The organism is Microvirga terrae (assembly GCF_013307435.2).
Classification (GTDB): domain Bacteria; phylum Pseudomonadota; class Alphaproteobacteria; order Rhizobiales; family Beijerinckiaceae; genus Microvirga; species Microvirga terrae.
Genome location: NZ_CP102845.1, coordinates 1,196,485 through 1,221,871 on the forward strand (window position 1 = coordinate 1,196,485; position 25,387 = coordinate 1,221,871).

24 protein-coding genes and 1 other RNA gene are annotated in these 25,387 nt (G+C 66.3%); 7 read left to right on the forward strand and 18 right to left on the reverse strand.

Annotated elements, in window-relative coordinates; all coding sequences use genetic code 11:
- Positions 1 to 69 precede the first annotated feature (69 nt).
- From HPT29_RS05590 to HPT29_RS05665, 16 genes are all read right to left on the reverse strand, one after another.
- On the reverse strand, positions 70 to 921 hold the full coding sequence (locus HPT29_RS05590) for a C40 family peptidase (protein WP_173948446.1): 852 nt from the start codon (positions 919 to 921) through the stop codon (positions 70 to 72).
- Positions 922 to 983: 62 nt separating this feature from the next.
- Entirely contained in the window at positions 984 to 2,366 is a 1,383-nt protein-coding gene (locus HPT29_RS05595) for a leucyl aminopeptidase family protein (protein WP_173948445.1), read from the reverse strand.
- Positions 2,367 to 2,604: 238 nt separating this feature from the next.
- Positions 2,605 to 3,507, reverse strand: a complete 903-nt coding sequence (locus HPT29_RS05600) for a 2-dehydro-3-deoxygalactonokinase (RefSeq protein ID WP_173948444.1) — start codon at positions 3,505 to 3,507, stop codon at positions 2,605 to 2,607.
- A gap of 16 nt (positions 3,508 to 3,523) precedes the next feature.
- Positions 3,524 to 4,153, reverse strand: a complete 630-nt coding sequence (upp, locus tag HPT29_RS05605; RefSeq protein ID WP_173948443.1) for a uracil phosphoribosyltransferase — start codon at positions 4,151 to 4,153, stop codon at positions 3,524 to 3,526.
- A gap of 36 nt (positions 4,154 to 4,189) precedes the next feature.
- A complete protein-coding gene (locus HPT29_RS05610; protein WP_173948442.1) occupies positions 4,190 to 5,443 on the reverse strand; it encodes a URC4/urg3 family protein in 1,254 nt (417 codons plus the stop codon).
- A gap of 101 nt (positions 5,444 to 5,544) precedes the next feature.
- Positions 5,545 to 6,807: a GTP cyclohydrolase II gene (locus HPT29_RS05615; protein WP_173948441.1), complete on the reverse strand. Its 1,263-nt coding sequence runs from the start codon at positions 6,805 to 6,807 to the stop codon at positions 5,545 to 5,547.
- A 97-nt stretch (positions 6,808 to 6,904) separates the two neighbouring features.
- Positions 6,905 to 7,306 carry a hypothetical protein gene (locus HPT29_RS05620; protein WP_173948440.1) on the reverse strand — a complete coding sequence of 134 codons (402 nt, stop codon included), beginning with the start codon at positions 7,304 to 7,306 and terminating at the stop codon, positions 6,905 to 6,907.
- Positions 7,307 to 7,313: 7 nt separating this feature from the next.
- A complete protein-coding gene (locus HPT29_RS05625; RefSeq protein ID WP_173948439.1) occupies positions 7,314 to 8,552 on the reverse strand; it encodes a phosphopentomutase in 1,239 nt (412 codons plus the stop codon).
- A gap of 68 nt (positions 8,553 to 8,620) precedes the next feature.
- On the reverse strand, positions 8,621 to 9,604 hold the full coding sequence (locus HPT29_RS05630) for a cation diffusion facilitator family transporter (protein ID WP_173948438.1): 984 nt from the start codon (positions 9,602 to 9,604) through the stop codon (positions 8,621 to 8,623).
- A 19-nt stretch (positions 9,605 to 9,623) separates the two neighbouring features.
- Positions 9,624 to 11,252 (reverse strand): ABC transporter ATP-binding protein, encoded by a 1,629-nt coding sequence (locus HPT29_RS05635; protein WP_173948437.1) that lies wholly within the window; start codon positions 11,250 to 11,252, stop codon positions 9,624 to 9,626.
- The gene (locus tag HPT29_RS05640) at positions 11,249 to 12,412 is read right to left on the reverse strand and encodes an ABC transporter permease (RefSeq protein WP_173948436.1); all 1,164 of its coding nucleotides are present in this window, start codon (positions 12,410 to 12,412) and stop codon (positions 11,249 to 11,251) included. The genes HPT29_RS05635 and HPT29_RS05640 overlap by 4 nt, the downstream gene beginning before the upstream one ends.
- Before the next feature lies 1 nt (position 12,413).
- Positions 12,414 to 13,523 (reverse strand): microcin C ABC transporter permease YejB, encoded by a 1,110-nt coding sequence (locus tag HPT29_RS05645; protein WP_173948435.1) that lies wholly within the window; start codon positions 13,521 to 13,523, stop codon positions 12,414 to 12,416.
- Positions 13,524 to 13,532: 9 nt separating this feature from the next.
- Entirely contained in the window at positions 13,533 to 13,658 is a 126-nt protein-coding gene (locus HPT29_RS05650; protein WP_256439513.1) for a hypothetical protein, read from the reverse strand.
- A gap of 3 nt (positions 13,659 to 13,661) precedes the next feature.
- Positions 13,662 to 15,524 (reverse strand): extracellular solute-binding protein, encoded by a 1,863-nt coding sequence (locus HPT29_RS05655; RefSeq protein ID WP_173948434.1) that lies wholly within the window; start codon positions 15,522 to 15,524, stop codon positions 13,662 to 13,664.
- Positions 15,521 to 17,365, reverse strand: coding sequence for an extracellular solute-binding protein (locus HPT29_RS05660; protein WP_173948433.1), 1,845 nt, complete (start codon positions 17,363 to 17,365; stop codon positions 15,521 to 15,523). The genes HPT29_RS05655 and HPT29_RS05660 overlap by 4 nt, the downstream gene beginning before the upstream one ends.
- 165 nt (positions 17,366 to 17,530) lie before the next feature.
- On the reverse strand, positions 17,531 to 18,073 hold the full coding sequence (locus HPT29_RS05665) for a c-type cytochrome (protein WP_173948432.1): 543 nt from the start codon (positions 18,071 to 18,073) through the stop codon (positions 17,531 to 17,533).
- Between the two features lie 274 nt (positions 18,074 to 18,347).
- On the opposite strand from HPT29_RS05665, the gene HPT29_RS05670 reads away from it, so the two are divergent.
- From HPT29_RS05670 to HPT29_RS05680, 3 genes are all read left to right on the forward strand, one after another.
- On the forward strand, positions 18,348 to 19,136 hold the full coding sequence (locus HPT29_RS05670; RefSeq protein WP_173948431.1) for a 3-deoxy-manno-octulosonate cytidylyltransferase: 789 nt from the start codon (positions 18,348 to 18,350) through the stop codon (positions 19,134 to 19,136).
- A gap of 66 nt (positions 19,137 to 19,202) precedes the next feature.
- A complete protein-coding gene (locus HPT29_RS05675) occupies positions 19,203 to 20,057 on the forward strand; it encodes a prephenate dehydratase (RefSeq protein WP_210272200.1) in 855 nt (284 codons plus the stop codon).
- The gene (locus HPT29_RS05680) at positions 20,054 to 20,584 is read left to right on the forward strand and encodes a GNAT family N-acetyltransferase (RefSeq protein WP_173948430.1); all 531 of its coding nucleotides are present in this window, start codon (positions 20,054 to 20,056) and stop codon (positions 20,582 to 20,584) included. Before HPT29_RS05675 ends, HPT29_RS05680 begins: the two co-directional genes overlap by 4 nt.
- 149 nt (positions 20,585 to 20,733) lie before the next feature.
- On the opposite strand, the gene nudC is transcribed toward HPT29_RS05680, so the two are convergent.
- On the reverse strand, positions 20,734 to 21,636 hold the full coding sequence (nudC, locus tag HPT29_RS05685) for an NAD(+) diphosphatase (RefSeq protein ID WP_173948429.1): 903 nt from the start codon (positions 21,634 to 21,636) through the stop codon (positions 20,734 to 20,736).
- A 4-nt stretch (positions 21,637 to 21,640) separates the two neighbouring features.
- Positions 21,641 to 22,051 carry an HIT domain-containing protein gene (locus HPT29_RS05690; RefSeq protein WP_173948428.1) on the reverse strand — a complete coding sequence of 137 codons (411 nt, stop codon included), beginning with the start codon at positions 22,049 to 22,051 and terminating at the stop codon, positions 21,641 to 21,643.
- Between the two features lie 145 nt (positions 22,052 to 22,196).
- On the opposite strand from HPT29_RS05690, the gene ffs reads away from it, so the two are divergent.
- From ffs to recR, 4 genes are all read left to right on the forward strand, one after another.
- An RNA gene (gene ffs, locus HPT29_RS05695) (signal recognition particle sRNA small type) lies at positions 22,197 to 22,293 on the forward strand.
- A 31-nt stretch (positions 22,294 to 22,324) separates the two neighbouring features.
- Complete coding sequence (locus HPT29_RS05700; protein WP_173948427.1) at positions 22,325 to 24,157, forward strand: DNA polymerase III subunit gamma/tau; 1,833 nt, start codon at positions 22,325 to 22,327, stop codon at positions 24,155 to 24,157.
- Between the two features lie 15 nt (positions 24,158 to 24,172).
- Positions 24,173 to 24,493, forward strand: coding sequence for a YbaB/EbfC family nucleoid-associated protein (locus HPT29_RS05705; RefSeq protein ID WP_173948426.1), 321 nt, complete (start codon positions 24,173 to 24,175; stop codon positions 24,491 to 24,493).
- 67 nt (positions 24,494 to 24,560) lie between these two features.
- Positions 24,561 to 25,166: a recombination mediator RecR gene (gene recR / locus HPT29_RS05710; RefSeq protein ID WP_173948425.1), complete on the forward strand. Its 606-nt coding sequence runs from the start codon at positions 24,561 to 24,563 to the stop codon at positions 25,164 to 25,166.
- The last annotated feature ends 221 nt before the right edge of the window (positions 25,167 to 25,387 follow it).

Here is a 25,387-nt window from a genome sequence, read left to right on the forward strand (position 1 = left end):
AGCGCCGCGCCTTTTCATAGAGGGATGGCCGGGACAAGCCCGGCCATGACGAGAGAAATTGCGGAGAGTTCAGCCGAGCCGCTTGATCGAGCTGATCGGCCCGTAGCTCGTCTTACGGATGCGCTCCTCGGCGACGGCGAGCGGCTCGATCATGACGGTCATGCTGTGGCCAGTGGCGTGGATGAAGTTGCTGGCATCCATCATCAATCCCACATGGCCTTTCCAGAACACGAGATCGCCGCGCTGGAGGCCACTTAAGCTCGGCGTCACCTCGATAGGCGTGCCGAGCGCGCGCTCCTGCATGTCGCTGTCGCGCGGCGCCTTGATCCCGGCGGCGGTCAGCGCGGTCTGCGCCAGTCCCGAGCAGTCGATGCCGAGGCTGGTCTTGCCGCCCCAGAGATAGGGCGTGTGCAGGAAGCGTTCGGCGACGCTCACGTAATCGGCCTCGAACGCATCGAGCCCGCTCAGATGCGCGGCAAAGACCCAGCCGCCGGTGGCGAGGCGCGCGTAGTCGCCCTGCGTGTCCGTCACGATCACCTGGGAGTTCAGCGTTAGGTAGTCCTGAAAGGGCAGCTTCAGGTTGGGGCCCGGATAGATGAAGGTTCGGATCGCCCGGACCCTGTGGGTCGGCTCCGGTCCGGGTTCGCTCAGAGCCTCGCTCGACAGATAGCCCACATAGCCATCGTCCCGGAGCTGCACCCAGGCCCAGCCCTCGTGCTCGTCGTAGACCGTCGCGCTTTCCCCGAAGATCGCCTGCGTGTCGACGGGCGCCTCGCGGGAGGGATGGCGGTGCAGGGGCGAGAACGCGGAGGCGACACGCTTGACCGTGCCGGTGGTGAAGCGCTCGGCCTCGACCTGTCCGCGCAGGCGCTCATCGGCCAGATCCGCGCGGACGGGCGTGATGCGGCGGTCGAAACTCATCGGGGCGGCTCCTGAACGATCATCCCGTCTTCTACCCTGTTCGCGGCATTTCCGCCATCGGCTCAGGCGCCATAGCGCTCCTTCACGAGAGCATACATCGCGCGCGCCGCCTGCACCTCGCCGCCTTCGGGCCGGGCGGGCTTGGTGGAATTGTTCCAGGCGAAGATGTCGAAATGCACATGCGCCTTGGCCGACGACACGAAGCGCCGCAGGAACAGGGCCGCCGTGATCGAGCCCCCCATGGGCCCACCGGTGTTGTTCATATCGGCGAACTTGGAATCGAGCTGGCTCTGATAGGGCGTCCAGAGCGGCATGCGCCAGACGGGGTCGTTCACCGCCGTCCCGTGGCGGGCGATGTCGGCCGCCAGTGCATCGTCATCGGTGTAGAAGGGCGGCAGCTCGGGACCGAGCGCCACGCGGGCAGCGCCCGTGAGCGTGGCGAAATCGACCAGGAGATCGGGGCTCTCCTCGTCCGCCAGTGCCAGCGCATCGGCCAGGATGAGCCGACCTTCCGCATCGGTGTTGCCGATCTCGACCGTGATGCCCTTGCGGCTCGGCAGAATGTCGCCGGGGCGGAAGGCATTGCTGGAGATGGAGTTCTCGACCGCCGGGATGAGGACGCGCAGACGCACCGGCAGTCCGGCATCCATGATCATCGAGGCGAGCGCGAGGGTGGCGGCCGCGCCCCCCATGTCCTTGCGCATGAGCAGCATCGAGGAGGCGGGCTTGATGTCGAGACCGCCGGTATCAAACGCCACACCCTTGCCCACCAGTGTGACGCGCGGCGCGTCCGCCTTGCCCCAGGTGAAATCGATCAGGCGCGGCGGCGTGATGGAGGCGCGTCCGACCGCATGGATCATCGGAAAGTTCTGCGCCAGCAGATCGTCACCGACGATGCTGGTGAAGGAGGCTCCATGCCGCTCGGCCAGTTCACCTGCGGCGGCTTCGATGCCGTCGGGGCCGAGATCGCTGGTGGGCGTGTTGACGAGGTCGCGGCTCGTGACCACCGCATGGGCGATATGCGAAACCTCCTCGGCATCGACGCCGTCGGGCGTCACGAGGCGAACGGACTTCTCGCTGCGGCGGCGGTAGCGGTCGAAGCTGTAGCTGCCCAGAAGCCAGGCGAGGGTGGCGAGCGTCGGATCCGGCGCGCCGGTCTCGAGGCGGTAGATGCCGTCCGGCAGAAGGGTCGGAAGCTTGCCGACCAGAAACGGATCGCTGTGCCTGGAATCCGCGCCGTTGAGGCCGAAGACGACGCCCGCGAGGCCACCGTCCGTATCGGGGAGCAGGCAGTGGCTCCCGGCCTTGCCCTCGAAGCCCTGCGCCTTCGCGAAGGCTTGCGCGATCGGCGGCAGCTGCCCGACGATCTCCGGCCAGGTCTGCTCGTTGACGAGCCAGATGGGCTTCGACGTGTCGTTCGCGGAGGCGAGGAGGGGATGGGGCATCGGCTTGGACCTTGACGGTTATGAGCGAGTGTTGAGGCCGGTTCTAAGGGCGGAAGCGGCCCGTGTCACCCTGGATCGAATGCAACCCATCCTTCCGGCGGAGAGGAACGCCGGGTCAGGTGATGACGTGGTGTGGACGAACGCCGGTGTTCTTCAAGCACCGCGCCCTGGCCTTGCGCTCAACTCTTCATCCCGCCGCAAGGGGAGGGAGGATCCCTGTCTAGGACGATGGGAAACGTCAGCCCAGGGCGTGCTGCCGGACGACCCGGGCCAAGCCGGCGATGAGGGCCTGCTGCGTGTCCTTCGTCTCCGCCGCGATGCCGTGGCGCTTGAGGGCTTGGATGTAGAGCTCGGCGCGCTCCGGCGCGGCCAGGATGGTGACGGAGTCGGGGCGGCCGAACTGCGCCAGCGCCCCGTTGATCTCGTCGCCGGTCAGCAAACCGGAGAGATAAGGCGCCAGAAGATTGCTGTTCATCCGCCCCGACACCACGGAGGCGCGGGCGCTGAACAGGAGGTGGAGCAGGCCGACCCTGTTCGCGCCGCTATTGCGCTCCGCGGCGTCCATGCCGAGGTCGAAGCCCTTCGGGTCTTCCGGCTCGGTGGCCGGCCGGCCGATCATGGAGTGCTCGCGCAGGAGCGCGTACATCTCGCCGGTCATGTAGGTGGCGAAGCGCTCGATGCGCCCGTTCCTCATCTCGATCCATTTCGGATGGGTGCCCGCCGAGCAGATCAATCCGTTCTCGATGCCGGCGCCGAGAACCAGTGTCTCCTCGCCGCGCATTACGTCGGCCGCGCCGGGGGCGGGCTCGCAGAACAGGCCGGGAATGATGTAGCCCTGCCGGCCGTTCTCCAGATTCACCGGCACGAGCGCCCGGGCGATCTCGGCCGGGCCGGCCGGGCAGGTGGCGTAAGGCGCCTCGACCCAGCCCTCGCGGCTTCCCACCATGCCGACGAGCAGCACCGGCGCATCCGGCTCGGCCTTCAGCCAGTGCCCGCACTGACGCAGGAACACGTCGCGGTGCTGGCCCTTTTGCAGGGCCGAGACGCCCTCGTTCGACGAGACCTGGTCGAGGATGGTCTCGTCCTCGATCAAGTAGCCACGAAAGCGGGTCGTTCCCCAATCGGCGACGATGAAGCGCAAGATGGATGATCCTTGATTAGCGCGTTCCGTACATCCGGTCGCCGGCATCGCCGAGGCCCGGCACGATATAGCCGTGGTCGTTGAGGCGCTCGTCGATGGACGCGGTCCAGATATCTACGTCCGGATGCGCGCCGCGCAGCTTCTCGATGCCCTCGGGCGCCGCGAGCAGGCAGACGAAGCGCAGGTCCTTGGCGCCGCGCTCCTTCAGCCGGTCGATGGCCGCCACCGCGGAGTTGGCCGTTGCCAGCATCGGGTCGAGTACCAGAACCATGCGGTCGGCAAGGTCCGAGGGAGCCTTGAAGTAGTATTCCACGGCCTGGAGGGATTCCGGATCCCGGTAGAGGCCGATATGGGCCACACGGGCGGCGGGCACCAGTGTGAGCATGCCGTCGAGGAAGCCGACGCCCGCGCGCAGGATGGGGGCGAAAACGAGCTTCTTGCCGGCGATCTGCGCGCCTTCCATGGTGGTGAGCGGCGTCTCGATCTGGATGCGCTCCATGGGCAGGTCGCGGGTGACCTCGTAGCAGAGCAGCATGCCGATTTCGTTGAGGAGCTGGCGGAAGCCTTTCGTCGAGCGCTCCCTGTCCCGCATCAGGGTCAGCTTGTGCTGAACCAGCGGATGATCGACCACCGTGACGCCCTGCATGCTTTTTCCCTCTTTGATCGTCGTCTGCTGATTCATCTAAAACACTGTCCCGTCACTGATCACGCTGAGAGGGGGCGAGCCGTCGCCGCGCCTCTCCTTCGCCAGTCTTCGCCCCGTCGCCCAGGTGCCGCCTTCCAGCACCTTGGCCAGGGGAAAGTCGCCTGCCGCGAATCCTAGTTTCGCCCGGATCGGTTCGGCAATGCGGTCGAGAAGAGCCACGGTCAAGGCCCGCCATTCCACCACAAGCCGGGAATCCACCGCGTGAGCGCGGGCGGCGTCGGCCGGGTCTTTGAGGGCGATCACGCCCGTGTCGAGAAAAAGGCCACCGTTGCGGTATTCGGGCAGGCCTGTGAGGCCATCAACATCGATGACGGTGAATCCGGCCCATTCGAGCGGCTCGATCAGCGAATAGGACAGCCACTGGGACAATTTGTGGAAGGGGATCAATCCCTTCGTGACATCCGACGCTTCCACCAGGGGATGGCGCCAGGTATCGCCGAGGTCAACCCCGCCCAGGGTGATGCGGCCCGGCCATATGGCACCAAGGTGGGTGAGCAGCGCCTCGAGAATGGATGTCGCCTTGATCTCGTCGTCCTCGGAGGTTGCCGCGATGACATCGAACAGCCCGCCGGGCCTCGGATCGTCGACCTGGCCGAAGATGTCCGGGTTCGTCGCGACGACGCGGCCCAGGCGGTTGAGCAGAGCGGCGCGGCCTTCGAGACCCACGAGCGGATTGCCGCCCGAGACCTGGAAGCCGGATGCCAAGTCCTCGGGCGTGAGGGTCATCAGCACATCCGCGTCCACGCGGAACGGGTCTTCCGGCCTGCTGGAAAAGGCGCCGCTCACGAACATGTCGAAGCTCGCCACCGCCAGACCTTCGGACCGGATATACGTCTCGCCCGTGCGGCCCTCCTCGTAGCGCCATTGCGCGCCCGCGCCCGCATCGAGCAGGACGGACACGATGGCGAGATCGAAGGCCGAGCGGGCCATGTCGGCAGCGGTTTCCCAGGGGGCGCCGTGCATCACCGCATCCCACCGCTCATGGCCGCCGGCGGCGAAGTGGCGCCAACGGGCATGGAAGGGAATGTCGAGGGACGGATAGGCCTTGCGGATCGTCGTCACGACCTCCTCGGCGCAGGGCTCGAGCCGGCCGAGATCGACTGTGAAATGATCGAGACGGCCTTCAAGTCCCGCTTGCAGGAGCTGGTGCGAGCGTTCGCGCACCGCTGCCGCGGTCAAGAGGCTTCGGGCGGCTTTGGTCTCTGAAGACAGGTCAGGCAGGTCCGTCACGCGGGGCTCCGGTGCTCTCGGGTCGGGAGCGATAGCATAGTCTTGCGGCCGCGCGGCATCCCGGCGCGCGACCGTTTGACGAGAAGGTTAAGATGCAAGCGTCAGAACCGCTCCAGATCGCGGCCCTTCACGCGCTCGAGTTCCGATGCATCCGGCGCGCCATCGGGCGTGTAGTAGCCGGCAGCCTTCTTGGCCTCCAGTTCCACCTGTGCATCCGGGGGCACCAGCTCGGCCGGGATCGGCACGCGCTCGACCACCTCGATGCCCGATCCGGTGATGGCGTCGTACTTCATGTTCGACATGGACATGAGCCTGTCGATGCGCCGGATGCCGAGCCATTGCAGAACGTCAGGCATCAGCTGCTGGAAGCGCGCGTCCTGCACGCCTGCCACGCATTCGGTGCGTTCGAAATAGGTGGAGGCCTGGTCGCCGCCTTCCTGCCGCTTTCGGGCATTGTACACGAGGAACTTGGTGACTTCTCCGAGCGCCCGGCCTTCCTTGCGGTTGTAAGCGATCACGCCGACGCCACCCTCCTGGGCTTCCCGCACGCATTCCTCGATGCCGTGCACGAGGTAGGGGCGGCAGGTGCAGATGTCGGAGCCGAACACGTCCGAGCCGTTGCATTCGTCGTGGACCCGGCAGGCGATGCGGGTCTTCGGGTCGCTCAGGCGCGACACGTCGCCGACCACGTAGACCGTGGTGTTGCCGATCGGCGGCAGGAACACACTCATGTCGGGCCGGGTGACGAGCTCCGGGAACATGCCGCCGGTCTGCTCGAACAGGGTACGGCGCAACTCGCCCTCGGAGCAGCCGAAGCGCTGGGCGATGCCGGGCAGGTACCAGACCGGATCGACCGCGATCTTCGTGACCGAGATGTCGCCGGATTCGTGCAGGAAGCCGCCGTCGGCCTTCAAGCGCTTCGCCCCCATGGCGCCGAGGATCTCGGGCATGTTGAGGCGCGCTTTGGTGACTGCGATGCTCGGGCGGATGTCGAGACCGCCGGCGATCTCGTCCTTGTAGACCTCGCCGACCAGATGGCCCCAGGGATCGAGGGACACGATCCTGCCCGGCTCGAACCACTGCGGATGCGGACCGATCTCGGCGGTCGGATGGGTGTTGTGAAGATCGGGCCGTGCCAAGGGGTTGAGCGCCCGTGCCGAGATGGCGAGCGCCCGGTAGAGGGAGTAGGAGCCGCCGTGGGCGCCGATCACGTTGCGGTCGGCCGGATTGGTCACGGTCCCGATGATCGGGCCGCGCTCCTGGGGATCCTTCGCTCCCCACTTGATCGGATGCTTGATGGTGCCGGCATTCGGCTCGGGATGGGAGGTGAGCCGGATATGGGTCGAGCGGTTAGGCGAGGTCATGAACGATCTTCCACGCAAAAACGGGAAGACTCCCTCGACCGATCGTCGGAGAGCCTCCATACGATCTATGGGAGACTGATCCAAAGTTGCGGGGCCGTCAATGCCCCAAAATCGGCTCGGGCGCAGCGTCGATCTGAAATAAAGATGAAGCTTCAGCAACTTGCTGGCCGCAGTATCTAAACCGCAGAGCTTTGGCCCGTTGGAGAAGATTCGCGTTCTTCTCGATGAGAGATGAGCGTTCAGAAGGGCGAAGATGGTCGCACAACCCGAGCATCCTACTTGCTTCGGTCAGGAACTTTATTTGGGAGTTTATGTATACGCACCTCCCTTTTCGATTTTTGATGTGCTTGTACTCATCCCGCACGGCTGCGGCTGCAATCATCTCAGCTTTGAGACCAGAGATAGCAGCCGCGCATTGATCTTCTGCTGCAGCTTGTCCTTGGCATGTCGCCAGAATTGCCGAGACAATCCAGCCCAGACGGATCGCTGAGGCTTTCATGCATGACTCACTGAGTTAGCCAGGATCTCCCACTATTGTTAACGCCAAGGCGGAGATGATGCAACACAGTTGCGCCAATATCGGCAAAGCTCTCGCGCCGGCCGATCGGTCCCTGCGTCACGCCCTGCCCGAAGCTCAGGATCGGCACGTGCTCGCGGGTATGGTCGGAGCCCGGCCAGGAGGGATCGTTGCCGTGATCGGCCGTGATGATGACGAGGTCGCCGTCCTTCAGAGCCGCCTCGATCTCCGGGATGCGCCGGTCGAAGGCCTCCAGGGCGGCAGCATAGCCGGGAATGTCGCGGCGATGGCCGAACTCGCTGTCGAAATCGACCAGGTTGGCGAAGACGAAGCCGCCGTCCGGCAGGTCCTTCATCGCCGCGATGGCGGCGGACAGGCAGGCGTCGTTGCCGTTGGGCTTCACCTCCCGGCCGGTGCCGCGATGGGCGAAGATGTCGCCGATCTTGCCGACCGTGACCACCGGGCGCCCGGCCTTCGTCAACGTGTCCAGGATGGTGTCGGCCGGCGGCGGCGTGGCGAAGTCCTTGCGGTTGCCGGTGCGCCTGAAACCACCCTCGGGCGAGCCGACGAAGGGGCGGGCGATCACGCGGCCGATCTTGTAGGCGTCGCAGAGCTCGCGCCCGATCCGGCAGAGCTCGTAGAGCCGCTCCAGCCCGAAGGTTTCCTCGTGGGCGGCGATCTGCAGTACGCTGTCGACGGACGTGTAGAAGATCGGCTTTCCGGTGCGCATGTGCTCCGCGCCGAACTCGTCGATGACGGCGGTGCCGGAGGCGTGCTTGTTGCCGAGAATGCCCGGAAGTGCGCCGCGCGCGACGAACGCCGCAGTCAGTTCCTCCGGGAAGGTCGGAACCGTGTTGGGGAAGTAGCCCCAGTCGAAGGTGACGGGGACGCCCGCGATCTCCCAATGGCCCGAGGGCGTGTCCTTGCCCCGGGAGGTCTCGACCCCGTAACCCCAGAAGCCTTTCGGAGAGCCCTTCAAGGCAATCTGCGGCGCCAGACCGGGCGGCACGCGTCCCGACGAGGCCTCGCAGGCCGCGCCGAGGCCGAGCGTCGTCAAGTGCGGGAGCCGAAGCGGGCCCTCACGGAGGCCCGCCTGGTCGCCCCGGCCGGCCGCGCAGGCCTCGGCGATATGCCCGACCGTGTCGGCGCCGGCATCGCCATAGACGTCCGCATCCTCGGCCCCGCCGATACCGACGGAATCGAGCACGATGAGAAGAGCGCGAGGCATGTCGTCCTGTCCTTCAAGCCGCGAGAATCACGACTGATACGGCATTGCGGGGAAAGATGCGATGCTCTCTAAGGGTGGGGGTGTCCCCCATGATCGTGCCCCTCATGGGCATGGACATGCTGATCGAGCGGGCATTCCTGGCCGTGATCGTCGGTCCCCGGCCGGTGGATCTCGATCTGAAGGGTCGCGTGCCCGATCCCGAAATGGGCTCTCAGCTCCCGCTGGGCCTCCGCCAGAAAGCGGTCGCCCGGATGCCCGCCGGGCATGACGAGATGAGCCGTCATCGCCGTCTCGGTGGTGCTCACCGCCCAGACATGGAGGTGGTGGACCCGGGCGACGCCCGGCATCGCTTCGAGCGATCGCCGCACCGCCGGCACGGCGATGCCGTGCGGCACGCCGTGGAGGGACAGCGCCAGAGACTGCTTCAGCAACCCCCAGGTTCCCCAGACGATGACGGCCGCGATGACGAGGCTCAGAACCGGATCGATCCAATCGGCTCCGGTCCAGAGGATGGCGAGGCCTCCGAGAACGACCCCAAGGGACACGGCCGCATCCGCCACCATGTGGAGGAACGCGCCGCGGATGTTGAGGTCGTGCTGGCCGCCCATGAACAGGAACGCCGTGAACCCGTTCACGAGAATGCCAATGGCGGCCACGACCATCATGGTGCCGGCCGCGACCGGCGTCGGCTCGATCAGCCGCTGGACGGATTCCCAGAGGATGCCGCCCACCGCGACCAGCAGGAGGAGGGCGTTGAACAAGGCGGCCAGGATAGAGCTCGAGCGCAGCCCGTAGGTGAACCGCTCGGTGGGTCCGCGCCGCGCGAGCAGGGCCGCGCCCCACGCGATGGCGAGGCCGAGCACGTCGCTCAAGTTATGGCCGGCATCCGAGAGCAGGGCCATGGAATCGGCCCAGAAGCCGTATCCCGCCTCGATGGCCACGAAGGCGAGATTGAGCATGATGCCGATCGCGAAGGCCCGTTCGTGGCCGGCCTGCGGGGCATGGGAATGCCCGTGATGCTGACGGCCGGCCGAATGGTGGTGCGCATCCATGATGGAAAACTTGTCAGCCCTAGTCTCGAACGGCGTTCGAGGCAGCCGTCTCAAGATTGAAGGCGGCGGCGAAGAGCGCCCGGGTATAATCGGTGCGGGGGGCGGCGAAGATGCTCTCGGCCGACCCTTCCTCGACGATTTTGCCGTTCTGCATCACCACCACGTGGTTCGCGAGCGCCCGCACCACCTTGAGATCGTGGCTGATGAACATGTAGGCAAGGTTGCGCCGCTTCTGAAGGTCGCGCAGCAATTCCACGATCTGCGCCTGCACGGACATGTCGAGGGCCGAGGTCGGCTCGTCGAGCATGATGAATTGCGGTTCGAGCGCCATGGCGCGGGCGATGGCGATGCGTTGGCGCTGGCCGCCGGAGAATTCGTGCGGATAGCGGTCCATGGTCGACGGGTCGAGGCCGACATCCTGCAGGGCCTTGGCGACGATCTCGCGGCGCTGCGCGTAAGAGAGCGCCTTGTTCTGGACCAACAACCCTTCCTCGACGATCTCGGCCACGGACATGCGGGGCGAGAGGGAACCATAGGGGTCCTGGAACACCACCTGCAGGTCCTTGCGCATCGGGCGGATCTCTTTTCCGCGCATGCCGTCGATGCGGTTGCCGAGGAAGACGATCGGGCCTTCCGACTGCACGAGGCGCAGGATGGCAAGACCGAGCGTGGTCTTGCCCGAACCGGATTCGCCCACCACTCCGACGGTCTCGCCCCGGCGCACCCGCACGGACACCCCGTCGACCGCCTTCACATGGCCGACGGTCTTCTGGAAGAAGCCGCGCTTGATCGGAAACCAGACCTTGATCGGTCCGGCATCGACGATCACAGGCGCATCGTTCGGAACCGGATTGGCGCGGCCCTTCGGTTCCGCGGCCAAGAGCCTCTGCGTGTAGGGATGCTGAGGGTTGCCGAACACCTCGGCGACCGTTCCCTGCTCGACGATCTTGCCCTTGAGCATCACGCAGACGCGGTCGGCCACTTTTCGCACGATGCCAAGGTCATGGGTAATGAACAGCATCGACATGTTGAGCCTACTCTTCAGCTCGGCGAGGAGCTTCAGGATCTGCGCCTGCACGGTCACGTCAAGGGCGGTGGTCGGCTCGTCGGCGATGAACAGATCTGGCTCATTGGCGAGCGCCATGGCGATCATCACGCGCTGGCGCTGGCCGCCGGAGAGCTGGTGCGGGTATGCGCCCAGGCGGCTTTCCGCGTCCCGGATGCCGACGAGCTGCAGGAGTTCGAGCGTGCGGGCGCGGGCCTGGCGATCCGAGAGGCCCCGGTGAAGCGTGAGGATCTCGCCGATCTGCCGGTCGATGGTGTGGAGCGGGTTGAGCGATGTCATCGGCTCCTGGAACACCATGGTGATGTCGTCGCCCCGGACCTTGCGCATCTCATCCTCGTCGGCGGCGATCAGGTCCTTGCCCTTGAACAGGATTCGGCCGGACGGATGATGTGCCGACGGGTAGGGCAGGAGCTTGAGGGCCGACAGGGCCGTGACGGATTTGCCCGAACCGGACTCGCCCACCAGCGCCACCGTTTCGCCCGGCATGACGTCGAAGGACACGCGGTCGACCGCCAGCATGTCGCCGGCGCCTTGGCGGAAGGCGACGGAGAGATCCTGCACGGAGAGGAGAGGCTCGGTCATCGAAACGTCTTCCGCGGATCGAAGGCGTCGCGCACCGCTTCGCCGATGAAGATGAGGAGGCTGAGCATGATGGCGATCACGAAGAAGCCCGCCAGGCCGAGCCACGGCGCCTGAAGGTTGGCCTTGCCCTGCGCGAGCAACTCGCCGAGCGACGGCGAGCCGGGCGGCAGGCCGAAGCCGAGGAAGTCCAGGGAGGTGAGCGTCGAGATCGAGCCGTTGATGATGAACGGCATGAAGGTCAGCGTCGCCACCATGGCGTTCGGCAGGAGGTGTTTGAACATGATGGTGCCGTTGGACAGCCCCAGAGCCCGGGCAGCACGGACGTATTCGAAGTTCCTGGCGCGCAGGAACTCGGCGCGCACCACGCCCACCAGCGACACCCAGGAGAACAGCAGCAGGATGCCGAGCAGCACGAAGAAGCTCGGCGTGATGACGGCCGAAATGATGATGAGGAGGTAAAGCGACGGGATCGCCGTCCAGATCTCGATGAAGCGCTGGAACAGGAGGTCGGTCCAGCCGCCGTAATAGCCCTGCACGGCGCCGGCGAGAATGCCCACGATGGATGAGATGCCGGCCAGCGTGAGGCCGAACAGAACCGAGATGCGGAACCCGTAGATCAGGCGCGCGACGACGTCGCGCCCCTGGTCGTCGGTCCCGAGCCAGTTCCACTCGATGTCCCGGCAGCCGGTGCCGCCGGTGCGCTCGGCGATGGGGCGGCATTGCTCGTCGGTGAGCATCCAGGTGGGCGGGGCCGGTGCGGGAACGGGAAGATCGAGATTGTGCGTGTTGTAGGAGAAGCGGACCGGCGCCCAGAGTATCCAGCCGTTGTCCTGGATCTCCTTGGCGATGACCGGATCGCGGTAATCGGTCTGAGCCAGGAAGCCGCCGAACTTCTCCTCCGGGTAATCCACGAAGGCCGGATAGAGCAGCTCGCCCTTATAGGAGGCAAGGATCGGCTTGTCGTTGGCGATCAGCTCCGCGAAGAGGCTGAGCACGAAGAGGATCATGAAGATCCAGAACGACCAGTAGCCGCGACGGTTGGCCTTGAAGTTCTGAAGCCGCCGCCGGTTCAGCGGCGAGAGCCTGATGAAGCCCTCTTTCGGCAGGGGCGGGGCGACCGGCGAGGAGGCCGGCGAGACCAGGGGCACGTTCTCGTTCATCTCACGCCTCCCGGGTCTCGAAGTCGATCCGCGGATCGATCCAGGTATAGGTGAGGTCCGAGAGCAGGTTCACCGCCAAGCCCACCAGGGAGAAGATGTAGAGGTTGGCGAAGACCACCGGATAGTCGCGGTTCACGATGGACTCGAAGGAGAGGAGCCCAAGGCCATCGAGGGAGAAGATCGTCTCGATGAGCAGCGCGCCGGCGAAGAACGCCCCGATGAAGGCTCCCGGGAAGCCCGCGATCACGATGAGCATCGCATTTCGAAAGACGTGGCCATAGAGCACTTGGCGCTCGGACAGACCCTTCATGCGCGCGGTCAGCACATATTGCTTGCGGATCTCGTCGATGAACGAGTTCTTCGTCAGCAGGGTCGAGGTGGCGAAGGCGCCGAGCGCCATGGCGGTGATCGGCAGCACCAAGTGCCAGAAGTAATCGACGATCTGGCTGTACCAGGGCATGAAGGCCCAGTTTTCGGACGTGAGGCCCCGCAGGGGGAAGATCTGCCAGAACGAGCCGCCGGCGAACAGCACGATCAGCAGGATCGCGAAGAGGAAGCCCGGAATGGCGTAGCCGATGATGACGATGGCGGAGGTCCATATGTCGAAGGAGGAGCCGTCCTGCACGGCCTTCTTGATGCCCAGGGGAATGGAGATCGCATAGGAGAGGAGCGTCATCCACAGGCCCAGGCTGACCGAGACCGGAAGCTTCTCCTTGATGAGCTCCAGGACCGAGATGTCGCGGAAGTAGCTCTTGCCGAAATCGAAGCGGGCATAATCCCACAGCATCTTCAGGAAGCGCTCGTAGGCCGGCTTGTCGAAACCGAACTGGGCCTCGAGCTGCTTGATGAATTGCGGGTCGAGCCCCTGAGCGCCGCGGTAGCGCGAGGACGAGGCATCACCTGTACCGGCCCCGCCGGGGCTCTGCGCGCCGAAATCGCTTCCGCCGCCGGAGATGCGCGAGGACGCGCCGGAATCCTGGCCCTGAAGCTGCGCGATGATGCGCTCGACGGGACCGCCGGGCGCGAACTGCACCAGCACGAAGGAGATGAGCATGATCCCGAGGATGGTCGGGATCATGAGAAGTACGCGGCGTGCGATATAGGCGAGCATCAGGCGCCTTCAGGAGTTGCGGCCGATGCGGCCGAGGTCGAGGTCGTTCAAGCCGGATGTATCGTCCAGGCCGTCGTCCGGCATGCGACCGAAGCCGCGATGCGTCGCCCCGTGTGGCGTCAGAGTCCTGTCCAAGCCTTATCCTCTCCCGATCCGCTTCGCCTTCTCGGCGTCGTACCACCAGGTCCCCGGCGCGCCCGAGGCGAAGCGGGGCTTGGTCTGCGGGCGCGAGAACTGGTCCCAATAGGCCAGCCACTCGCTGGCCCGGTACCACATGGGCACCCAATAATGGCCCGAACGGAGGACCCGGTCCAGGGCACGGCAGGCGATGTTCAGATCCTGGCGTGACTGGGCGTTGCCGATCCGCTCGATCAGGGCGTCGACGGCGGGATCGGCGATGCCGGCGAGGTTCTGCGCGCCCGGGGTCCTGGCGGACTGGGAGCCGTAGACGGTCCGCAGGCTGTCGCCCGGTGTCGTGGATCCGACGAGGGCGCGGCTCGTCATGTCGAAATCATACTCGTTCAGGCGCTGCTGATACTGGGCCGCATCCACGATACGCGAGCGCGCGTCGATGCCCAGGCGCTTCAGGTTGTTCTGGAACGGTTGGGTGTGCGGCTGGAGCGAGGGCTGGAAATCGAGGAACTCGATGGCGAAGGGCTGGCCGTTCGGCAGCTTCAGCACGCCGCCGTCACGCTTGCAGCCCGCCTGCCGCAGGAGCTCGTCGGCCCGGCGCAGCAGCTGCCGGTCCTGCCCGGAACCGTCGGAGACCGGCGGAACAACGGGATCCGCGAACACCGAGGCGGGCAGCTTGTCGCGGAACGGCTCGAGCAGGGCGAGCTCCTCCGGCGAGGGCTTGCCCACGGCCTTCATGTCGCTGTTCTCGAAGAACGACGTCGTGCGCCGGTAGAGGCTGAACATGATGTTGGTGTTCGTCCACTCGAAATCGAACGCGAGGCCAATGGCTTCGCGGATGCGCGGATCCTTGAAAGCCTCGCGCCGCGTGTTGAAGTACCAGCCCTGGATGGACGAGGGAGAATCGTTCGAGATTTCTTCCTTTTTCACCCGGCCTTCGCGCATGGCGGGAAAGTCGTATCCGGTCGTCCAGGTGCGGGAGGTGAATTCCTCGTGATAGTTGAGCGTGCCGTTCTTGAACGCCTCGAACGCGACCGTGCGATCGCGGAAATATTCGTATCGGATGCGATCGAAGTTGTTCTGCCCGACATTCACTGGCAGATCCTTGGCCCAGTAGTCCGGGACACGGTCGAACTCGATGAAGCGGCCCACCTCGAAGCGGCCGACCTTGTAGGGACCGGAGCCGAGCGGCGCCTCCAGGGTCGAGGCCTCGAAATCCTTGCCCTGCCAGGAGCGCTCGGAGAAAATCGGCATGCCGGCCACGATGAGATGGATGTCGCGGCTGCGCTGCGGCGTGAACTGGACGCGCAGGATCCCGTCCGATTCCGCTTCTGCCGAAGCCATCTGAGTCAGGAGCTGGCTGAAGACAGGGTGGCCCTTGGTCTTCAGGATGTTCAGGGAGAACGCCGCGTCGTTCGCGGTCAGCGGCGAGCCGTCATGGAAGCGCGCCTCGGGCCGCAGGATGAAGCGGTAGGTGAGCTTGTCGTTGGAAACGCGGACGCTTTTCGCCACGAGGCCGTAGAGCGCATCCGGTTCATCGGCCGAGCCGGCCATCAGGGTGTCGAACGTGCCCGTCATGCCGGCTGCGCCGTCACCCCGCAGCACGAAGACGTTGAGGGTGTTGAAGGTGTCGAAGTTCTGGTTGCCGGTGGTCTGCTTGATCTGGATCGCCAGCGTGCCGCCCTTCGGCGCGGCGGGATTCACGTAGTCGAAATGTTTGAAGTCCGGCGCCTGCTTCAGTTCGCCGAAACTGGACAGGCCGTGCGTCTCCGTCTCGCCCTCCTGCGTCATGCCGATGCGGGGCAGCAAGGAAAGAGCGGCGCCGGCTGCTCCCGTCTTGAGGATGAGGCGGCGGTTGAAGGTTCTCATCGCGGGGCTCCCGTCTTGGCCGCCTTGGCTTCGTCATACCACCAGATGGTCGGGAACGCGGCGCCGCCGTAGCGTGGCATGGTGTCGGGATGGCTGTAGCGGTTCCAGCGCGCCGTGCGCTGCTTCAGCGAGGTCCATTGCGGGACCACGTAATCATGGGCGAGAAGGACGCGGTCGAGCGCCTTGGTGGCGGCGACGAGCTCGTCGCGGTTCTTGGCGAAGATCACCCGGTCGATGAGCGCGTCGACGCCGGGATCGGCGATGCCCGCAAGGTTGCGCGAGCCGTCGCGCGCCGCCGCCTGCGAGCCCCAGAACTCGCGCTGCTCGTTGCCGGGCGAGAGCGATTGCGGCCACAGACCGGTGGCGATGTCGAAGTCGAAGGACCGGGTGCGATTCGTATACTGCACGTCGTCGATGGTGCGCACCGAAGCCATGATGCCGAGGCGGTCCAGGGACGCCTTGTAGGGCAGGAACACCCGCTCCTCGTTGGGACTGCTGCTGAGCAGCTCCACGGTCAGGACGTCGCCTTTCGCGTTGACCCGGCGGCCGTTCCTGATCTCCCAGCCTGCCTCCTTGAGCAGCCGGTCGGCCTCGCGCAGGTTGTTGCGGATCGTCTCGGGCGAGTCGTTGACCGGGTTCGTGTACGGCGTCGTGAAGACGGAGGCCGGGACCTTGTCGCGGACGCTTTCGAGGATCGCCCGCTCCTCGCCTTCAGGCAGTCCGGACGATGCGAGATCGAGCCCGTAGAAGTAGCTCGAGGGCCGCTCGTAGAGGCCGTAGAAAATCGTCTTGTTCAGCTCCTCGAACGGGAAGGCGAGATTGAAGGCCCGGCGGACGCGCTGATCCTTGAACTTGTCGCGCCGCATGTTGAGCACGAAGGCCTGCATCACGCCGGTGGCGCGGAACGGAAACTCTTCCAGGATCACGCGGCCTTCCTGGCGCGCCGGGAAATCGTATCCGGTCGCCCAGTTGCGCGCGCTGTTCTCCGTGCGAAAGTCGAGGCGGTCGGCCTTGAAGGCTTCGAGCAGCACCGTCGCATCCCGGTAATACTCGTAGCGGATCTCGTCGAAGTTGTTCTGCCCGACGTTCACGTTGATCCTCTCGCCCCAATAGTCCTTCACGCGCTCGTAGGACGCGTTGCGGCCGGGCTCGAAGGTCTTGAGACGATAGGGGCCTGAGCCGAGCGGCGGCTCCAGCATGGTCTGCGTCACGTCGCGCTTGCGCCCATCGGGGGCGGTTCCCTCCCACCAGTGCTTCGGCAGGACCGTCAGCTGCCCCATGATCTGCGGCAATTCGCGGTTGCCCTTCTCGTCGAACGTGAACTTGACCTCGCGGTCGCTCACCTTCTCGGCCTTGGTGACGTTGGCATAGTAGAACGCATAAGTCGGGCTGTTGGCCTTCAGGGTCTCGAACGAGAAGATCACGTCGTCCGCCGTCACGGGCTTGCCGTCATGCCAGCGCGCCTCCGGCCGCAGCCGGAAGCTCACGGACGAATAATCCTCGGGATAGGAGAAGGATTCCGCGAGCAGCCCGTAGGCGGCGTTCGCCTCGTCGAGGGCCGAGGTGGTCAGGGTCTCGTAGACGAGGCCGAGCCCCTGCTCGGGCGATCCTTTCACGCCGGCCACGACGATATTGAAGCTGTCGAAGGTGCCGAGCGCTCCCAGGCGCACAAGGCCGCCCTTCGGGGCATTCGGGTTGACGTAGTCGAAATGCGCGAAGCCTTGCGGATATCTGGGCTCGTCGAGGAGAGCCGCGCCGTGCCGCCATGGGGCTTCCTGGGCTGCAAGGGGCGTGAAGGCGAGGCAGGCAGCCAGAAAGCTCGGCAGAAGGGTGCGGATCACACGGCGTCTCCTGAAGGGTGAGGCGTCTGTCGTCCCGTTAGATTTTGTGCGCAACGGGGCGAGCGCAAGGGATAACCCGCAAAACCACGGGGGCCAAAGAAAAAGCCGGGCCTTCGTGCCCGGCTTTCCGAAATGTGATGGGTGCAAGAATCTTGCGGAGCGATCTTACTGAGCGGCCGGCAGCGGAACCGGGCTGTCGGACAGGGTTCGCAGGTAGACCAGCAGATCCGCCCGGTCCTTGGCACCGGCGAGGCCCGCGAAGGCCATGATGGTGCCGGGCGTCGCCTGCTTCGGATTGTGGACGAAGGCGTCCAGGGCCTCGTAGGTCCAGTTGCCGCCGTGGGCCTTCATGGCGGCCGAGTAGTTGAAGCCTTCGTGCGAGGCGACCGGACGTCCGACGACGCCATAGAGATTCGGACCGACCTTGTTCGCGCCGCCCTTGTCGAGGGTGTGGCAGGCGGCGCACTTCTTGGACTGAGCCTGACCCTTGGCCGGATCGGCGCTGGCCAGGAGAACCGGAAGCGGCTGCGCCGGCTCGGCAGGAGCGGCGGCGCCACCGGCGGCCGCCTCTTCGGGTGCCGGGAGGTCGTAACCGGGGACTGCGGGCTTATGGGGGGCAAACAGGCCGCCGGCGATAACGTTGACGCCGACCACGAAGAGAAGCGAACCGAAAACGGCGCCCGCGATCTTATTGGTCTCGATATTCATCAGTTAGGCTCTCCTCGCCTTCGTACACCGGCGAAATCAGCGCAGCAGAACGGATCCGCGGGCGGGTGCCCGCGATAGGGCCGTTGCTTAGCCGTAGTAATGGGGTTTTGACAATGGGGTTTCCAGGAGTTTTCGCCGCTCTCGTGGTCGCAGCACGGGGCTCAAACGTCCGAGGCCAGCCGAAGATCCGGCTCCGGGCAGGGACAAACGGTCCCTGCTTCCCCTTTTAGAGCCGATGTTCTAAGGACGCGCAGTTCCCGTCGAAGACCGCACCATGTCCGATCCCCTCATCCTCATTCCCGCCCGCCTTGCCGCGACCCGACTGCCGAACAAGCCTCTGGCCGAGATCGCCGGCGAGCCCATGATCGTCCATGTGTGGCGCCGGGCCGTGGAGGCCGGGATCGGGCCGGTCGCCGTGGCGACGGATGCGCCCGACATTGCCGAGGCCATCGCCAGGGCCGGCGGGCAGGCGGTCATGACCCGGGCCGATCACGCGTCCGGATCCGACCGCATCTTCGAGGCTGTGGAAAAGCTCGACCCGGAGGGCCGGCACGACGTGATCGTGAACGTCCAGGGCGACCTGCCGACCATCGACCCGGCCGCCATCGCGGCCTCCATCGTGCCGCTCGCGGATCCGGCGGTCGACATCGCGACCCTTGTGGCCGTCATCGGGCGCGAGGAGGAGAGAACCAACCCCAACGTGGTCAAGATGGTGGGGAGCCCGCTCTCAGCCGGCCGCTTCCGCGCCCTCTATTTCACCCGGGCGACGGCGCCGTATGGCGACGGTCCGCTCTATCACCACATCGGCCTCTACGCCTATCGTCGCAGGGCACTGCAGCGCTTCGTCGGCCTCAAGCCGTCGCCGCTGGAGACCCGTGAGAAGCTGGAGCAGCTGCGGGCGCTCGAGGCCGGGATGCGCATCGACGCCGTGGTAGTCGACGACGTGCCGCTGGGCGTCGATACCCCTCACGATCTCGACAGGGCGCGCGAGATCCTCGCATCCAGGGCATCGGGCCCGAAAGTGGTCTCCACTTTTGGGAGCGATCCGATGCCTCGTCTTTGAAACAGCGCATGGTTCGGAGCGGAAAACCGAGCCCACTTTTTCCCCGCGATGCGCTAGGAGGCCATCATGAGCAAGCTGATTTCTTTCCAAGGCGAGCTGGGCGCCAATTCCCACACGGCCTGCTCGGAAGCGCGTCCCGACTGGGAGCCTCTCCCGTGCCCGACCTTCGAGGACGCCCTGGCGGCCGTCAACGAAGGCCCGGCGGGTCTTGCCATGATCCCGATCGAGAACTCGATCGCCGGGCGCGTGGCCGACATCCACCATATGCTGCCGACCTCCGGACTGCATATCGTCGGCGAGCACTTCCTGCCGATCCACTTTCACCTCATGGCGATCCCGGGTGCGGATCTCGGCACCGTCAAGGAGGTCTACAGCCACGTCCATGCGCTGGGCCAATGCCGCAAGATCATCCGCAAGCTCGGGCTGAAAGCCCACGTAGCCGGTGACACGGCGGGCTCGGCCCGGGAGGTCTCCGAGTGGAAGGATCCGACCCGGGCGTCGCTCTCGCCCCGCATGGCGGCCGACATCTATGGCCTGAAGATCCTGGCGGAGAACGTGGAGGACGAGGCCCACAACACCACCCGGTTCGTGGTCCTGTCGAAGACCCCGCAATGGGCGCCCGTCGGGCAGGGTCCGACCGTGACCTCGTTCGTCTTCCGGGTCCGCAACCTGCCGGCCGCGCTCTACAAGGCGCTCGGCGGCTTCGCCACCAACGGCATCAACATGACGAAGCTCGAGAGCTACATGCTCGAGGGCGAGTTCCTGGCGACCCAGTTCTATGCCGAGGTCGATGGCCATCCCGAGGAGACGAACCTCAAGCGCGCCCTGGAGGAACTGGAGTTCTTCTCCCGCGAGCTACGCATCCTCGGGGTCTATCCGGCCGATCCGTTCCGGGAGAAGATCCGGGAAGCCGCCGAGTGAGCATCCTCATCCGCGATGCGGTCGAGGGAGACGTGGAAGGCATCGCCAGGGTCCATGTCCAGGGCTGGCGCGAATCCTACAGAGACTTCCTGAGCCCCGAGGCGCTGGCGGGCCTCTCCGTCGAGGAGCGGACGCGGATGTGGCAGAAGGCCTTCGCGCAGCCCGATCCGCGGGCCCGTCTTCTCGTTGCGGAAGCTGCGGGCGGCGAGATCGTCGGCTTCGCCGGCGGCGGGCCGATCCGGCGCGAGAATGCCGACCGGCTCGGCGCCGAGTCCGAGATCTTCGCCATCTACCTGCTCGACAGGGTCAAGCGGCAAGGGCTCGGCCGCCGGCTGATGCGCGGCGTCCTCGATCATCTCGGCCGGCAGGGCTGTCGCTCCGCGGGCCTGTGGGTGTTGAAGGAGAACCACCCGGCCCGCCGCTTCTACGAGGCGCTCGGCGGGACGCCGGGAGCCGAGCAATCCTTCGACCTGCGCGGCCAGCCGGTGGTCGAGGTCGCCTACCGGTTCGAGCTGACCCAGCCTTAGGAATCGTGCCTCGGCTGGCCTCGTGATTCCCCTCCCGACAATCCGGTCTTCGTCTAACCCAGGCCGATCTCATCCGCCACGTCATGGCCGGCCTTGTGCCGGCCATCCCGATCGGGAAGGCGCCGCGCCTCAGAGCGGCGCGCGGCCCGTCAGTCCTTCACCCATTCCCGGACGAGGTGGTTCGCGATCGCGATGGGGGCGGGGGCGGCGAAGTGTTCGTGCCGGCCCTCCAGCATCAGCCTCACGTCGTCCTTGGAGAACCAGCGCGCATCCTCGAGCTCCTCGCCGTCGAAGGCGATATCCTCGGTGAGCGCCTCGCCGATGCATCCGATCATGACGTTGGACGGGAAGGGCCAGGGCTGGGACGTCATGTAGCGCACGGCGCCCACCCGGATGCCGGCCTCCTCGAACGTCTCCCGCCGGACCGCGTCCTCGATGGTCTCGCCCGGCTCTAGGAAGCCCGCGAGGCAGGAATACATCTTCTCGGCAAAGCGCGGCTGGCGGCCCATGAGGCACTTGTCGCCCCGGGTGATCAGCATGATCACCACGGGATCGGTGCGGGGGAAATGCTGGGCCCCGCAGGCCGCGCAATCCCGCCGGAACCCGGCCTGGGTGGGCTGCGTCGGCGCGCCGCAATTGGCGCAGAAGCGGTGGCGCCGGTGCCAGTCGAGCAGGGATTTCGCCATGGCGAGCATGCCGAGCTCCTCAGCCGGCACGAGTCCGCGCACCGCGATGGAGCGCAGATCCACGACCGCGAAGGCAGGGTCGTCCTGGAACAGCTCCGCCGCGTCCGGCGCGGCCAGGGTGGCGACCACCGGGCGCTCGTTCAAGGTTCCGAGGAAGACCTGTTCCTGATGAGCCGGGAGGCGGTTCATGACGGAGACCGGCAGAAGGCTCGTGCCGGGCTCTCCGGCCTGGAGAACCGGCAGGTCGCCGGCCAGGACGATCATGGCGGTGTCCGGATCGCTCGCCGCCTTGGCAAGGGCCTCCGGGTCCCGCTCGGCGCTGTGGCGGACGAGCGGGTTCGAAATGTACGCGATGGGTCCGGTCATGGGTTCAGGCTGCCGCGAAGAGGGTGGCGGCGCGCTCGATCAGGGCGCTCGCCGCGTGGTCGGGATAGGGCGTGCGGGCGCCGTGGCCCCAGACGGGGCCGGGCCAGGCCGGATCGGAGCGGAAACGCCCGACCACGTGCACATGAAGCTGCGTCACGATGTTGCCCAGCGCCCCGACGTTCACCTTGTCGGGTTTGGAAAGCTCGAGCATGACCCGGGTGGCGATGCGGATCTCCTGCATCAACTGGGCGGACTGCTCCTCCGAGAGGTCGGTGAGTTCGCTCGCCCCGGCGATGCGCGGCACGAGCACGAACCAGGGGAAGCGTGCGTCGTTCAGAAGCAGGACCGACGAGAGCGTGAGATCGCCGACGGGGATCGTGTCGGCTTCGAGCCGGGAATCGAGCGTGAATGTCATGGCGCTATGTAACCGAGCCCGCGGCTTCGTGTCAGCCAGTGTTCTCCAGGTCCTTCGCGGAGCGTCCGGTGGAGACCGGGGATGACCGGGCAGGGAGCCTCGTTTCCAACTTGCGTTTCGCCGCCGATACGCCCATATAGCCGGTGGGAGGTTGGCGAGGGACGTCTCACTCGCCAACCGGGTCAGGTCCGGAAGGAAGCAGCCCTAACGAGACCGAACGGGTCTTCGTCCAGCCTCCCACCTTCAAAGAGTTTCTCCGAAGCCTTGCAGTCGATGGACGATACCACAGCCGGCACGCCCCTGAATGACGAGCCGGCCCTGCCGGGCTTCCCCGCCGCGCCCGCTCCCGCGGCTGCTTCCGCCGCGCCGGCTTCGCCCTATCGCGTCCTTGCCCGCAAGTACCGCCCCAAGACCTTCGACGACCTGATCGGCCAGGAAGCGATGGTGCGTACTCTCTCGAACGCCTTCGAGACCGGGCGCATCCCGCAGGCCTGGATGCTGACCGGCGTCCGCGGCGTCGGCAAGACCACCACGGCCCGCATCCTGGCCCGCGGCCTCAACTACCAGAGGCAGGACGGCTCCGGCGCCCCCACCATCCACATGCCCGAACTCGGCGTCCACTGCCAGGCGATCATGGAATCGCGGCACGTGGACGTGCTGGAGATGGACGCGGCCTCGCATACGGGCATCGACGACGTCCGCCAGATCATCGACGGCATCCGCTATTCCCCGGTCTCGGCGCGCTACAAGGTCTACATCATCGACGAGGTCCACATGCTCTCGGAGAAGGCGTTCAACGCCTTCCTGAAGACCCTGGAGGAGCCGCCGCCGCACGCGAAATTCATCTTCGCCACCACCGAGATCCGCAAGGTCCCGGTCACGATCCTGTCGCGCTGCCAGCGCTTCGACCTGCGCCGCATCGAGGCCGACAAGCTCGTGGCCCATCTGGGCCGCATCTGCGCCGCCGAGGGCGTGCAGGCGGATCAGGAGGCGCTCGCCGCGATCGCCCGGGCGGCGGAAGGCTCGGCGCGCGACTCGCTGTCGCTCATGGACCAGGCGATCGCCCACGGGGCCGGCGTGGTGACGCCCGACACCGTGCGCGACATGCTGGGTTTGGCCGATCGCACCCAGGTCATCGACCTGTTCGAGGCCGTGATGCGCGGCGACGTGCCGGCGGCCTTCGCGGGCCTGCGCGCGCAATACGATGCCGGGGCGGATCCGGCGGTGATCCTGTCCGATCTCGCGGCCTTCTCGCACGTGGTCACCCGCCTCAAGCTGATTTCCGAGGCCGCGAAGGATCCCGCTCTCTCCGAGATCGAGCGGACCCGCGGCACGGACTTCGCCCAGACGCTGTCGGTGCGCACCCTCTCGCGCGCCTGGCAGATCCTCCTGAAGGGCATTCCCGAGGTGCAGTCCTCGAACCGACCCATCGCGGCGGCCGAGATGGTGATCGTGCGCCTCGCCTATGCGGCCGACCTGCCGACGCCGGACGAGGCCCTGCGCGCCCTCAAGGATGGCGGGCCGGTTCCCGCAGGCGGCCCGTCCGCGCCGGGGCCGCGGTCGTCCGGACCTGCGACCTCCGGGTCCATGGCCCTGGCGACGTCCCAGCCGCATCCCCAGCCGCGCCCGCAAGGAGCGCAGCCCGAGCCGACCATGCGGCTCCGCCGCTTCGAGGACGTGGTGGCGCTCGCCGGCGAGAAGCGCGAGATCGTGCTCAAGGCGCAGCTCGAGCGGGACGTGCGTCTCGTGCGCTTCGAGGAGGGACGCATCGAGCTCAGCCTCACCGAGACCGGCAGCCGCACCATCGCCAACGACCTCACCCGCGCGCTCCAGCAGTGGACGGGCGAGCGCTGGATGGTGGCGCTGTCCTCGGAGGAGGGTGGGCAGACCCTGCACGAGAAGGCCGTCGCGGCCGAGCGCGAGCGGCGCGAAGGCGCGGCCAACCATCCCCTGGTCCAGGCGGTGCTGACGAAATTTCCCGGGGCGCAGATCGTGAACGTAATCGAGCGGGCGGAGAAGGCCGGCGAGGATGCGGAAACGGAGATCCTCGGCGAGGCCGATGCCCTGGCCGCGCACGAGACCGAAGAAGACGACGATCTGTTTTAACGCGAGGATACGGTCATGAAGGACATCATGGGACTGATGAAGCAGGCTCAGGCCATGCAGCAGAAGCTGCAGGACGCCCAGGCCGAGCTCGACACCCTCGAGGTCGACGGCACCGCCGGCGGCGGCGTCGTGACCGTGAAGGTGACCGGCAAGGGCAGCCTCACGTCGATCAATATCGATCCCTCGCTCATGAACCCGGACGAGAAGGAGATCCTCGAGGATCTCATCGTGGCGGCCATGAACGATGCCCGCGGCAAGGCCGACCGGGCCGCCCAGGAGCGGATGGAGAGCCTCACCAAGGGCCTGCCGCTGCCGCCCGGCCTGAAGCTGTTCTGAGCAGAGCATCGCTCGGGGAAGCGGGTACCGGTTCCTCGAGCAATCCGATCAATCGAAGAGAACTTGAATGGCCCAGCACGTCGCCGGTCCCGAGATCGAGCGCCTGATCCAGCTCCTCGCCCGCCTGCCGGGCCTCGGGCCGCGCTCCGCCAGGCGCGCGGCGCTCCATCTCATCAAGAAGCGCGAGACGCTGCTCAACCCGTTGAGCGATGCCATGCGCATCGCCAACGAGCGCATCGTCGTGTGCTCGTCCTGCGGCAATGTCGATACCTCGGATCCCTGCACCGTCTGCCGGGACGCCAAGCGCGATCCCTCCATCCTCGTGGTGGTGGAGGACGTGTCGGATCTCTGGGCGCTGGAGCGTTCCGGGGCGATCAACGCGCGCTATCACGTGCTCGGCGGCGTGCTCTCGCCGCTCGACGGCGTACGGCCCGAGCATCTCAACCTGGAACGCCTCGTCGCCCGCGCCTCGGAGCCCGACGTCGCGGAGATCATCCTGGCGCTGAACGCCACGGTCGACGGCCAGACCACGGCCCATTACATCACGGAGCTTCTCGCGCATCTGCCCGTGAAGGTGACAAAGCTCGCCCATGGGGTGCCGGTTGGCGGCGAGCTCGACTATCTCGACGAGGGCACGCTCTCGGCGGCGATCCGGCAGCGCACGTCGTTTTGAGGCAACCCTGATATCTCCCACGTCATCACCGGCCTCGTGCCGGTGATCCCGCTTCTGGCGAGCGCCCAGCTTTTTCGTATCGGGATGGCCGGCCCTGTGCCGGCCATGACGTGGTGGGCGTCCTCCCGGCCACGACAAGGCCGGTTCTCGCGTGAGCAGCACATGATGACGTGACAGGCCGGGGCGCCGTTGCTAATCAGGCGGCAACGAAACCCCTTGCC

Coding starts and splice junctions, on each gene's coding strand:
- HPT29_RS05675 (WP_210272200.1), top strand. CDS start 19,203: ATGAGCAAGCTGATTTCTTTCCAAGGCGAGCTGGGCGCCAATTCCCAC.
- recR (WP_173948425.1), top strand. CDS start 24,561: ATGGCCCAGCACGTCGCCGGTCCCGAGATCGAGCGCCTGATCCAGCTC.
- HPT29_RS05620 (WP_173948440.1), bottom strand. CDS start 7,306: ATGAAAGCCTCAGCGATCCGTCTGGGCTGGATTGTCTCGGCAATTCTG.
- HPT29_RS05635 (WP_173948437.1), bottom strand. CDS start 11,252: ATGACCGAGCCTCTCCTCTCCGTGCAGGATCTCTCCGTCGCCTTCCGC.
- HPT29_RS05665 (WP_173948432.1), bottom strand. CDS start 18,073: ATGAATATCGAGACCAATAAGATCGCGGGCGCCGTTTTCGGTTCGCTT.
- HPT29_RS05615 (WP_173948441.1), bottom strand. CDS start 6,807: ATGACCTCGCCTAACCGCTCGACCCATATCCGGCTCACCTCCCATCCC.
- HPT29_RS05630 (WP_173948438.1), bottom strand. CDS start 9,604: ATGGATGCGCACCACCATTCGGCCGGCCGTCAGCATCACGGGCATTCC.
- HPT29_RS05700 (WP_173948427.1), top strand. CDS start 22,325: ATGGACGATACCACAGCCGGCACGCCCCTGAATGACGAGCCGGCCCTG.
- upp (WP_173948443.1), bottom strand. CDS start 4,153: ATGCAGGGCGTCACGGTGGTCGATCATCCGCTGGTTCAGCACAAGCTG.
- HPT29_RS05705 (WP_173948426.1), top strand. CDS start 24,173: ATGAAGGACATCATGGGACTGATGAAGCAGGCTCAGGCCATGCAGCAG.
- HPT29_RS05640 (WP_173948436.1), bottom strand. CDS start 12,412: ATGAACGAGAACGTGCCCCTGGTCTCGCCGGCCTCCTCGCCGGTCGCC.
- HPT29_RS05690 (WP_173948428.1), bottom strand. CDS start 22,051: ATGACATTCACGCTCGATTCCCGGCTCGAAGCCGACACGATCCCCGTC.
- HPT29_RS05670 (WP_173948431.1), top strand. CDS start 18,348: ATGTCCGATCCCCTCATCCTCATTCCCGCCCGCCTTGCCGCGACCCGA.
- HPT29_RS05590 (WP_173948446.1), bottom strand. CDS start 921: ATGAGTTTCGACCGCCGCATCACGCCCGTCCGCGCGGATCTGGCCGAT.
- HPT29_RS05625 (WP_173948439.1), bottom strand. CDS start 8,552: ATGCCTCGCGCTCTTCTCATCGTGCTCGATTCCGTCGGTATCGGCGGG.
- HPT29_RS05645 (WP_173948435.1), bottom strand. CDS start 13,523: ATGCTCGCCTATATCGCACGCCGCGTACTTCTCATGATCCCGACCATC.
- HPT29_RS05655 (WP_173948434.1), bottom strand. CDS start 15,524: ATGAGAACCTTCAACCGCCGCCTCATCCTCAAGACGGGAGCAGCCGGC.
- HPT29_RS05595 (WP_173948445.1), bottom strand. CDS start 2,366: ATGCCCCATCCCCTCCTCGCCTCCGCGAACGACACGTCGAAGCCCATC.
- nudC (WP_173948429.1), bottom strand. CDS start 21,636: ATGACCGGACCCATCGCGTACATTTCGAACCCGCTCGTCCGCCACAGC.